Here is a 10,623-nt window from a genome sequence, read left to right on the forward strand (position 1 = left end):
GAACCGGGAGCGGTAGGCCAGGCGTTGGGCAGCGCCGCGCCGGGGTCGTTCGGGTGAGGGCGGCGCGGGCCGTTTGCGGTCGACGAAGCGTCGCCATTTCTCCCAGGTGGCGGGCGTTGCGTCCCCTGTCCGAGCCGCGGGCTGACGGACGTCCGGCGCCGGCCGGGTCCGGCCCACCGGGCCCGCTGCGCCGTGCCTACTGGTCGAAGCGCTCGGCCTCGGCGCTGTGCCCGGTGGTCCGGCGGCTGGGCTTCTGGGGAACGGCCGTGGCCTCGACCACCCGCTCGCAGGCCATCGGCTGGGCCGGGGTGCGGTCAGGACTCAGGGACGATGGCGAGTTCGGCTTCGGTGGCGCGGGTCAAGGCTCCGTGGCATGAACTGCTGGCGCATCCTGGGCATTGCGGTGTCGATGTCGTGGCTGTCGCCGGCGCCGCGAGATTCGGCGCGCGCCTCCGACAGCGGTCGGGGGCAGTGGGCCGGTGGTCGCCCGAACGCCTGCGGCGACCTGCCGCTGCCGGACGGCCGTGCGGCCCGTCCTGTCGGCGGTGGGCCCGGCCGGTCCCGGAAGGGGATGCGTGAGCCGACGACGGAGACACGGCACACTCCCGGACGATCACCTTCCATGACGATGCCATCACTGTTGGTTAACTTATCGCGCGGGTTTCCCGTTGCCGTCGCACGACCAACCGAGAGCGGGAGAAGGATGCGGACCGGTACTCCCAGCCGTGAAGAGCGCAACGAGGCGCAGCCGAGAATCTGGCGCAACGCGCTGTCACCGCAGGACTGCCGCGCCGCCGTCGAGGCCATGGCCCGGTCCGCCGCCATCACCGGCCCGGTGCTGCGCCGCAGCGAGGACGTGGTCGACCTGAGCATGCGCAGCTGCTCGGAGCACCTGCTGGCGCCCGAGCGGTCGAAGCCCGTCGTCGCCGCGATGCGGGAGGTGGCACGGAAGACGATCGAGGACGAGGGATGGCGACGGGCCGCACTGGACGGCCCGAAGTTCTGCAGCTATGCCGAGCGCGGACTCTTCCGCGCCCACCGGGACAGCTCCGACGACCCACTGGATCCCGCCGTCGTCCGCCATCGACGGCTGTCGATCGTCTGCCTGCTGAACGACGCGACACCGCACGACGGCCTCCCCTCCTTCGATGGCGGAGCGCTGGTCCTCTACGTTCCGCGGCCCGACGGCACCGTGGCGCCCGAGAACATCCGGCTGGAAGCCGGCTCCATCGTCACCTTCCGCTCCGATGTGCTGCACGAGGTGCGCCCGGTGCGTACCGGCGTGCGGTACTCGGCGGTGGCGTGGCTCTACGACGTGGACGACAGCAGTACCAGTGAGGAGAAGCGATGAACAACCTTCACGACGAGCTGAACGACCGTCTGGAACTGCGGATCACCACCGATCTCCTCGGCGAGTACCGGCCGGAGCTGGCCCACTTCCTCAGACGGCTCGGCCTCGGGCACCTGCTCGACGAGGTCCTCGCCCCGCTCACGGTGAGGGCCCGCACCAGGATCGCCGTGGCCTTCGAAGAGCGTCCGTGGCCGCCGTCCGGCATCGGCGCGAGGACCCTGCGCGGCATGGCGGTAGCGGTGGTCAGCGACAACGGGCAGTCGCTGCTCACCCCGGCGTTCCTCTCCGTGCGGGACGCCACCAATGTGGGGCTGGCGGCGGCGATGACGAAGTTCCTCTTCGAGGACCTGGCGGGCGCGGGCGTGGACTGGGTGTCCCTGTTCGTCAACGAGCAGTCGGCGGTCGTCTCCGGTGAGCTCGCCGACGTCGGCTTCGTGCCCCGGCAGGCCCGGATCCTGACCGGCGGGGCCGAGTTCACGGCGTATTCGGCGAGCCCGCCCGCGGTGCTGAAGGAGCTCGGCCTGGACGCCACCCGTCTCGGCGATGCGTTGGCCCTCAACCTCGACCGGGCCCGGATCTCCCGGCTCACGGGATTCCACCTCGCACTCGCGGCGGGGATCGCGCCGCACTGGGCCGGCGACACGCGGTGGGCCGAGGTGTTCCCCGGGTTCGACGAACTCCTGATGACGTTGCCGCCCGGCGGCATCACGGGCACTCCGGGACCCACGATCGGCATCGGGGACGAGCCCGTCGAGTGACCCCGAGCATCGACGTCTTCATCCGGTCCTACCACCGGGACCGGCAGTGGCTGGCCCTGGCGCTGCGCTCCATCGCCCTGCTCGCGTCGGGCCACCGCCAGGTCGTCGTGGTCGTGCCGCGGTCGAGTCTGGAACGTATGGAGCCGTCGGCGATCGAGTCGACGGGCGTGCGTCTGTCCACGTGCCGCGACTACGCCGACGACTACCTCGGCCAGCAGATCACCAAGCTCAACGCGGACCGCTACACGGACGCGGACATGATCCTGCACCTGGACTCGGACCAGGTGTTCACGGCGCCGTGCGAGCTGACGGACCGTCTGTTCGACTGCGGCCGGCCACGGATGGCCTTCGACTCGGGCGGTGCCCGGCCGGAGTCGGACGGCTGGCGGCGGTGCCCGGCCGCATTCTTCGGTGAACCGGTGCGGCCGGACGTGACCGAGCCGCCGCCCCTGGTCGTCCCCCGGCACGTGTACGCCGGGCTCCGTGCCCACTGCCGGGACGCACACGGCCAGTCGATCAGCGACTACGCGCACGCCGCCGGGTTCGGCAGGTTCTGCGAGTTCGCGCTGCTGCGCGGGTTCGCCCTGACCCGGGAACCGGAGCGGTACACCTGGGTGGACACCGCCCGGCACGGCCGTCTGCTGCCGGAGTGCCGAAGCTTCTGGAGCCGGGCCCGGACGCCCGCCTCGGTGGTCGGCGACCTGCCGCCGGAGCTTGCCGCCGCCGGTCCGCAACCCGCCGTTCCACCGCATCGGTGACGCCGGCATGCGCTCCTCGGTGCCCGTTTCCGTCGTCGTCTGCGCCTACCAGGAGGGTGACCGCGTCACCGAGACCATCCGGTCGGTGGCGAGCGCGTGCGTGCGGCCGCGGCAACTCGTCCTCGTCGACGACGGCAGCACGGACGGCGGCTGCGAGCGGGACTGGCCGTCGTGGGTGCGGACGCTGCGCGGGGACCATGTCGGCGTGGCCGCGGCCCGCAACCGCGGCGCGCGGGCTGCGGACCAACCGGTCCTCGTCTTCCTCGACGCCCACTGCGCGGTGGACGACCGGTGGCTGACACCGCTCGTGGCCGCGCTCGAGCGCACGCCGGACGCGCTGGTCGGACCCGCGGTGCGGGACGCCTCCGACAGCCGGTTCGTGGGCTGCGGGGCCGAACTCGTGGACGCCCTGCTGACCTACCGCTGGCGCCCGGTGGCCGGGCCCGGACCCATCGAGGTCGGTCTCCTCCCCGGCGGCTGCCTGGCGGTCGTCCGGGACCGCTTCCTCATGGAAGGAGGCTTCGCGGCCTTCAGCGGATTCGGGCTGGAGGACGTGGAGCTGGCACTGCGGTGGTGGCGGGCGGGGCGTCCCTCGCTCGGCATCCCCGGGGCCGTCGTCACCCACCGCTTCCGGACACTTCCGCCGTACCGGCCGGAGCAGCAGCCGTGGCTCCAGAACATCCTGCGCACCGGGCTCTTGCACCTGCCCGGTCCGCAGCTGCGGGCTTCCGCCCTGGCCTGCGCACGCTTTTCCACCTTCCCCGGCGCGATCGCCACCGTCCTCGCCGAGCCGTGGGTGGCGGCGCAGCAACGGCTCCTCATCACCGAGCTGCGGCCGATCGCCGACTACCTCGACCAGTGGGCACCCCGGGCCTTCGGCCCCTGAGGCCGGATCCACCTCGTCGCGTCCGTGTCGGCCGTGCCCGGGGTTCGACCGGCGGGAAGGCGGGCTCGGAGCCGGAGCTGCGAGGAGGTCGTCGCCGCCACGCCCGGAGAGCGGGCCGCCTCCTGCCGCCCGCCCCGACGAAGCGGGATCGCCGCAGCCGCCGAGCCGATCGCCGCGCGCTCCCGCCCGTGCAGCGGATGCGGGCTCAGCTGCCCGACAACGTCCTGCGTTTCCCCCCAGCCCTCACCTCTAGCAGGTGACGGTGGTGTACCAGCCGTTCTTGGTGGTTTGTTCGTAGTGCCAGTCGACGCCGTAGTCGACCGTCGGCTTGGCGTGCAGGTAGACGGCGTGGTCGATGAACACGTACAGCGGGCCGACGCCGTTGATGCGCACCGCCGGGCACACGGTGGTGACGTAGGAGCCGCAGTTCTCGTAGTAATGGTTCATCGCACGCCCGCCGGGGCTGGACGGGTCGAAGCTGGTCCAGCACGAGCTCGCCTGCGGCCAGTTCGACGGGTATTCGCCGACCGGCCCGTAGATGACCTCATTCGTCTGCGTCGCGTTGCCGTGGACGTAGATGACCCTGGTGCCGGTACTCGGGGCCCCCGTCGGAGCTGCCTGGGCAGGTGCGGCCCCGGCCGCGAACACCGGGGCACTGGCCAGGACGATCGAGGCCATCGTGACGGCACCGACCGCGAGTGCATTGAGTCCCTTGCGCATGCTCCCCCTCCAAATGCCGCTCCCTGCGGCACGGTTGCCCATGCTGTCAGGGATGCGTCATGATCACCATGGGGGCGGGGCCCGGTCCGCCGCCATCACCGGCCCGGTGCTGCGCTGCAGCAAGGACGTGGTTGGTCGATCCGGTCGCTGCACTGGTGACCTGCTTGACGCCAGCGGCGCACAGGCCACGCCAGCCGCCCCACCGGCCCGCCGAGTAGTCGCCCTCGACGTCGTGTAGACAGCCATCGGGGGTGATGTTCACCAGCACGGCCAGCAGGATGCGTGCCTGACCGTAACTCAGCGATCATATGGAGAACGTTCATTTGGTGGAGGAGAATGACCGAGCGGGTCACAGTGGTTCCGGCGACGGCCCGGACGCCGCAGAGCTCCGTCGGAAACGACCTCTGGCGGTAGGCGGACGGTCGCTCAGGGGAGCCCGTCACCGCCTCGTGCCAGGTTTTCCCGTGGCCCGGAACGAGGCGGCTCGGTCCTTCCGGCCGGCGGTCAGGGCGTGCCGGAGGATCCGGGACGGGTCTTGGGAGAAGCCGGTTCCGGTGAGGCCGGGGAGGCGATGGCCGGGGTCCGTAGTCCGAGCGCGGTGGGAGCGTCCGGCAAGCCGGCACCGGTGCGCCGCATCGGGTCGAGGGGAATCGGCTGGCAACTGGCGTGCAGCACGGTCCACAACGCCGTTGTGCGGGCGCTGTGGCGGGGGAGCGCGCGCAACTGCTCGTGATGGGCGAGGAGGACGGCTGCGAGGCCGGCGATGTGGGCGGCGGCCAGCGCGGTGCCGTCCGCGGGGGTGTAGCCGTAGGTGGGGGCGGTGGTGATCACTGCCACGCCGGGCGCGGCGAGGTCGACGCCGGGGCCGGGCGGGGTGAAGCTCGGGGCGTAGGAGCCGGGCCGGGTCGGCAGGGGACCGGCGTCGCGGGCTCGCGGGTCCGCGGGGTGGGCGACGGTGTGGCCGATGGCGCCCACGACGAGAACGGTGGACAGGCTCGCCGGGAAGGCCGGCGAGACGCCGTTGTCCCCTGCGGGGACGATGACGGCCGTTCCTGCGGTATGGGTGTCGAGGATCTTGAGCGCGAGCAACTGCGAGGCCGCCGCGCAACCGAGGTTGAGCTGGGCGATGTCGATGCCGTGGCCGATGCAGTAGTCCAGGGCCTGGAGCAGGTGGCTGACCCGCCCGCCCGGGTACAGCTTGCAGGCGTGCAGTTCGGCATCGGCGGCGACACCGGTGATCCCCGTGCCGTTGTCGGCCGCTGCGATGACCCCGGCGCACCACGTGCCGTGTCCGGTCGGATCGGACGCCCAGGTCTGATCGGAGCCGGCGACGAAGTCATACCCCGTCCGCGCAGCGTCCTTCAGGTCGGGGTGTTCCCGGCTGATGCCGGAGTCCAGCAGAGCGATCCTGATTCCGTCGCCCCGCTGGGACCGGGGGAGCTGGTGCGTCCGCATGGCCTGCTGGCCCCAGCCTGTCAGTGGTCGGTCCGGGAACTCGGCGGCCAGATCGCTGAGGGGCTGTACCTCCACAAGGACGGCCAGGTCTCCATCGTCCGAAATCGTGGGCCACTCGATCCGGGCGGGCCAGTAGCCGTTCCGCGGCCGGACGTGCAGGGCCCGCAGCGTCGTCGCCGTATCGGTGGGAAGAGCCAGCAGGGCGTTGCCGTAGGCATCGCTAACCGCGTGCGTCGGCGCGGTGGACCCAACCGCCCACACGTGGACGCCTTCCAGGGCCGGACCGTCGGCCCCCCTGACTTGGACCGTCAGGCGCACGCTCTCCGCGAGCGGAACGGCCACGGCCGGGTCGGTCGCCGGTACGGCCTGGACGAGCGGGCTGACGACGTCGTAGACGAGCGGCTGGTCGGGTTCGAGGAACACCTGCGGGTTCGCGGCCAGGGCTGCCGCGTGTGCCTTCGTCATCTCCGCCACCATCACGGGCGGGCACAACGGGCGCGGCCCGTCGGTCGCCTGCGCCTGGTCGGCGCTTGTGGCATGCACCCGGGCGAGCACCCTGACCTCGGGATCCTCCTCCAACTGTGCGAACAGCCTGGCCGATTCGGGTGGCGCCACTCCGGCCGGGAGGAAGAGCGGGGGGCGAGGAGCGAGGAGGTACCGGCCTCGGCCCGATGCGGCCAGGAGCGTGTCGGACTCCGGCTGCCGGGCGGTGGGAGACGCGGTGGGAGAGGCGGGGGGCGAAGGCGCCTGGGCATCTCGTGTTCCGGGTTCGGCCCCGTTGGGCTTGTTGCCGGAAGTCCTCGGGGAGACCTTTCCCGTGCTGTCACTCATGTACTTGACCAACCTTCGGATCTGGAGACGGGACGCGTGCCGTCCCGTGCGAGGCCCTGCGCCTCGCACGGGACAGCAGGTGTGATCAGGGGAGCTGGCCGGCCGTGCCTCGGTCAGGCCACGCCGCGCACCGGTACGTCAGATCGTGAGGCCGGAGAACCCCGTCGCCGAGGCGGGCCATGACTGTCCTGCCACCGGGCGGCCGTTCAGCTGGGCCAGCGTGAGGTGGATGACGGGGGCCACCCGGCGTGCGCACTCCACCAGCACGCTCGACACCAGGTGCGCCGGAATCTGTCCCTGCGTCTGGATCCCGACCAGTGCCTGGGGCTCGATCCGCAGCTGCTCGATGACCGCGGCGGCCGTGGCGGCCGCGCACTTCAGCGCGAGGTCCGTCACGATCTGCGGCAACAGGCCCTGGAGCGGGGCCTCCTGGAGCAGCGGCAGGCCCGGGAGGCCGTGTCCCCAGGCCTTGGTGTCCCACGGGAGGGTCGACGGCAGCGGCTGGGTGAACGGCATGCCGCCCAGTCCCGGAGAGGCCGTCGGGAACTGCCCGAACAGGTCCTGCTGCTGGAGGTACGACGGCTGGACGAACGGGTGGGCGTATCCATTGGACTGCTGCGGGTACTGCTGCCCCAGTTGCGGTGACATGGTGGTGTAGACGGACATCGAGGATTCTCCTGGGTCTTGTTGGGTCACGTCACGAGAGGGTTTGTTCACGACCCCCTATGCGTACGCCAATCCTGCGCAGCAGTCGTCCGGATCGCCACGGGGAAAACGCCAACTGGATGGCTTTTCTCCGAGATTCCCCAGTTGCTGCTCGCAATTCCCCAGTCGGTTTCATCGTCAACCTCGCGGGAGCACGGCTCAGGATTCTAAGTCCGCGTCTCCGGAAGGTGCTTGTCCGGTGGCCGGTTCGGACGGCGGTTCCCTGTCCCGCGTTGTCGCGGGGAGTGGGCCGATCCCTATCGGGATCCAGTAGCAGGGGGTATTCTGTGCTGTTTCGGCAGCACACTGGTAGCCCTCATTGACCGGCAGGCAAACCGATCCTTTGAGATCCCGGTAGTCCCGTTCGATCGCGGAGGTGAGCTCCAGATTGCCGGAGCTGGTGACCCATCCGGTGTTGGATTCCTCCTGGAAGAATCCGTTGGTGGGGGCCATGGCCCAGTCGGCCGTTCCACGGCGGTTCTGGACGGGGCCGAGGATCTGCACGTGCCCGCCGTCCTTGATGGACAGCAGCTCCTCGGTGGTGAGTTCGCCCGCCACCTCCAGTGCGCTGGCCTCGACGGTGGAAGAAGAGCCGGCCGACAGTTCCGTGGTCGTGCCGGTTCCGGTCTGGACCGTTTCGGTGTGGCCCGCGGTGATGCTCTTGTCGGGTGGCACGACGAACGAGTTCCGTGCCGTCAGCGTGCCCATGACGTCGAGGGCGTGCTCCTCGACGACCGGAGCGCCGATGGTGAGCTCGGGAACACCGGTGAGGGTGTCGAGGGTGAGGGCCGGCAGGACCGGGGCGTCGACGGTGACGGTGAGCGTGGCGAAGTAGTGTTCGCGTCCGAGTGCGGTGTCCAGGGTGAAGGTGGTGTCGCGGGTCAGCCGTGGCGTCTCGTACGGGAAGGACACGGGGAACCCTTCGGGACTGCCGTCATGGTAGAGCCGATGAGTGGCCCCAGCGGGTCCGAGCCAGTCGAGGACGACCGGGGTGTTCACCGGGACGAGGGTGGCCGGTTCAGGGTTGGTCCCACTGTCGGCGGTGGGCAGGTGGGCGGAGAAGTTCCCGGCGATCTTCTTGCCGGACCCTTCGCGTTCCGAGGGGAACGTGCCGATGGGGATCTCCAGATGGCGCGGGCCCATCTGGTCCCCCGAATCCTCACCTGCCTCGAAGCTGAACTCCTCGATCTCCACGTTGGCGATTCCCGCCATGCGGCTGACCCGGACCCCACTGAGGCGCAGCGTCAGGCTCGATGTCTCCAGGGTCGCGTCGTCCTCCCCGATCGGGGTGAAGTAGCCGCCACCGCTGTCGGCGAGGGAGGGTGGGGAGAAGGTGGCTGTGTTGCTCTGGGGGCGCAGGACGAGGACGTCGTCCTGGACCATCACCGCGGTCCACGTGTCCGGGCTGATCCTGGGGGTGATGCCGGCGGCCGATGCCGCAAGGTCCTGGGGCAGTTTGCCGATCGGGATGATCATCCGGATCTCCGCGCAGCAGACGGGGGCGTCCCGGCTGTCGGAGATGACCATGTCGATGGTGACGCTGTCGAGTTCACCGACGATCGGGCTCGTTCGCAGGATGGTAGGAACGGACTGGACCGTGTAGTCGAGGAGAGCCGGAGGGTTGGCGGTCAGGGCGGCCATGTGGGGCTCCTCACGGGTGTGCTGTACGGGTGTGCTGGGTCGGCGCTGCAGCCGGAAGCGGCCAACAGCGGTGGCGGATCCGGGAGGTGCGAGGTCTAGACACCGAAGGGGATCCACCAGAACTCTTTGGTGAGGCCGGCGGAGAAGGAGGTCGCCCAGGACTCGCCTCGTCTGACGAGGAGGCAGAAGCTGGTGCGTCTCTCGTTGCCCAGTGCGCGCACCGTGCTGTGGCACTTGCGGAAGCCGCCTGTGGAGCCTTCCGGGATATCGGTTTCCGCCGAAATGGTTCCACCGCGGGCATCACTGCGCTTGGCGAATCCGATGATGAATCCGTCGGTCGAAGCCGTGCCCCTGGTATCCGTGAGCCTGGAAGGAGTGCCGAGGAGCCTGACCTTGCCGGTCGCGGTCAGATCACCGGTACAGCTGAGGTCGGTGGCGATGGTGTTGGCCGTGGATTTCAAGTGCCCGGTCGCCGTGAGCCTTTCGCCGATCTCGATGGTTGTGGCCCGGAGATTCGCTGTCGCCGTGATCGACAGATCGGTGATGGTGGCGCCTTGAGCCGCGTCGACCGTGCTGGTGACCCGCAGGTCTTTCTCCGCGACGACGGGGCCGATGACGCTCAGACCGGACGGGGACGCTGTGATGGCGCCGTCCTGGACCGTCAGGCCGGGATATGTCGGTTCGGTGACGGCGACGGTGAGCGTGTCGTAACGAACAGTCGGATCGCCTCCGTGCTGGGAGACCGTCTGGAGGGTGAAGGTGGTGTCGCTGACCAGGGGTTCGGGGCACTTCCAGGTGCCACGCGTTCCGGGATCGGGCATGATCCCCTCGTCCTGGTCGCGGTAGTGCATGTTGTAGGCGACGTCGCGGATGGCGTCCCAGCGCAGGAGGACATCGCTGCCCGGAGCGACGCTGGTCACCGGTGCGTCGCCCGGGGTGTAGGGGAACAGATAGGCGCGCAGGTCGGAGCCGGTGCCTGAGTCCGCGCCCGAGCCCGTTCCGGCGGCGAACTTGGTGATCTTGATGTTCGCGCGGCGCAGCTCGTACTCCGGCTCGTCCCCGACCGGATGGCCGTACTCCGCCCACTCGCGCAGCTGGAGATAGGCGATTCCCGGCGCGGTGTTGATGGGGACATCGGTGAGCCTGATGGCCGCGTAGTCGATGGTGATCCCGCCGGCCAGCGGGTCCTCGTCCGCGTTCGGGGTGAAGGTGATGATGTTGTCCGCGGGCGGATTCCCTACCCGGTGGAGCCAGTTGCTGCCGTCGACGAAGATCCTCTCGGCTGGTACCGCGGCGGTGGCGAGGTCCTGCGGGCTGCCGCCGATAGAGAACTCGACTTCGAGCTTGTCGACGCGCACCATCCTGCTGGTGGTGTTGGAGACCACGAGGATGACGTCGGCGAGCGTCTGGGGACGGTCCGGGTCGCTTTCCAGGATCTCGGGATAGGTGATCGCGGAGTAGGTGAGCAGGGTTCCTTCGCCCGCCGGGGCCCGGGTTTCGATGACTGGGGCGGTCACG

General features: G+C 70.1%; 10 protein-coding genes. 4 read left to right on the forward strand and 6 right to left on the reverse strand.

Features of this window, described 5'->3' with window-relative positions; genetic code table 11:
* Positions 1-703: 703 nt before the first annotated feature.
* The 4 genes from ACFVSN_RS30280 to ACFVSN_RS30295 are packed head-to-tail and all read left to right on the forward strand — an operon-like array spanning position 704 to position 3,753.
* Positions 704-1,351, forward strand: a complete 648-nt coding sequence (locus ACFVSN_RS30280) for a 2OG-Fe(II) oxygenase (RefSeq protein ID WP_380506171.1) — start codon at positions 704-706, stop codon at positions 1,349-1,351.
* Positions 1,348-2,109, forward strand: coding sequence for a hypothetical protein (locus ACFVSN_RS30285; protein ID WP_387594093.1), 762 nt, complete (start codon positions 1,348-1,350; stop codon positions 2,107-2,109). Before ACFVSN_RS30280 ends, ACFVSN_RS30285 begins: the two co-directional genes overlap by 4 nt.
* Positions 2,106-2,867, forward strand: coding sequence for a hypothetical protein (locus ACFVSN_RS30290; protein WP_387594095.1), 762 nt, complete (start codon positions 2,106-2,108; stop codon positions 2,865-2,867). Before ACFVSN_RS30285 ends, ACFVSN_RS30290 begins: the two co-directional genes overlap by 4 nt.
* A 19-nt stretch (positions 2,868-2,886) precedes the next feature.
* Positions 2,887-3,753, forward strand: a complete 867-nt coding sequence (locus ACFVSN_RS30295) for a glycosyltransferase family 2 protein (RefSeq protein ID WP_387594097.1) — start codon at positions 2,887-2,889, stop codon at positions 3,751-3,753.
* A 249-nt stretch (positions 3,754-4,002) separates the two neighbouring features.
* On the opposite strand, the gene ACFVSN_RS30300 is transcribed toward ACFVSN_RS30295, so the two are convergent.
* The 6 genes from ACFVSN_RS30300 to ACFVSN_RS30325 form a co-directional block, all read right to left on the reverse strand.
* On the reverse strand, positions 4,003-4,473 hold the full coding sequence (locus tag ACFVSN_RS30300) for a hypothetical protein (RefSeq protein WP_387594099.1): 471 nt from the start codon (positions 4,471-4,473) through the stop codon (positions 4,003-4,005).
* Between the two features lie 46 nt (positions 4,474-4,519).
* A complete protein-coding gene (locus ACFVSN_RS30305) occupies positions 4,520-4,741 on the reverse strand; it encodes a hypothetical protein (RefSeq protein WP_387594101.1) in 222 nt (73 codons plus the stop codon).
* A 236-nt stretch (positions 4,742-4,977) separates the two neighbouring features.
* Positions 4,978-6,393 (reverse strand): S8 family serine peptidase, encoded by a 1,416-nt coding sequence (locus ACFVSN_RS30310; RefSeq protein WP_387594102.1) that lies wholly within the window; start codon positions 6,391-6,393, stop codon positions 4,978-4,980.
* A 504-nt stretch (positions 6,394-6,897) separates the two neighbouring features.
* Positions 6,898-7,425, reverse strand: a complete 528-nt coding sequence (locus ACFVSN_RS30315; protein WP_387594104.1) for a hypothetical protein — start codon at positions 7,423-7,425, stop codon at positions 6,898-6,900.
* Between the two features lie 198 nt (positions 7,426-7,623).
* Positions 7,624-9,105, reverse strand: coding sequence for a hypothetical protein (locus ACFVSN_RS30320; protein WP_387594106.1), 1,482 nt, complete (start codon positions 9,103-9,105; stop codon positions 7,624-7,626).
* A gap of 95 nt (positions 9,106-9,200) precedes the next feature.
* Positions 9,201-10,622: a hypothetical protein gene (locus ACFVSN_RS30325; RefSeq protein ID WP_387594108.1), complete on the reverse strand. Its 1,422-nt coding sequence runs from the start codon at positions 10,620-10,622 to the stop codon at positions 9,201-9,203.
* Between the last annotated feature and the right edge of the window lies 1 nt (position 10,623).

Origin of the sequence: Kitasatospora sp. NPDC057904, assembly GCF_042887925.1 — a bacterium.
GTDB lineage: Bacteria > Actinomycetota > Actinomycetes > Streptomycetales > Streptomycetaceae > Kitasatospora.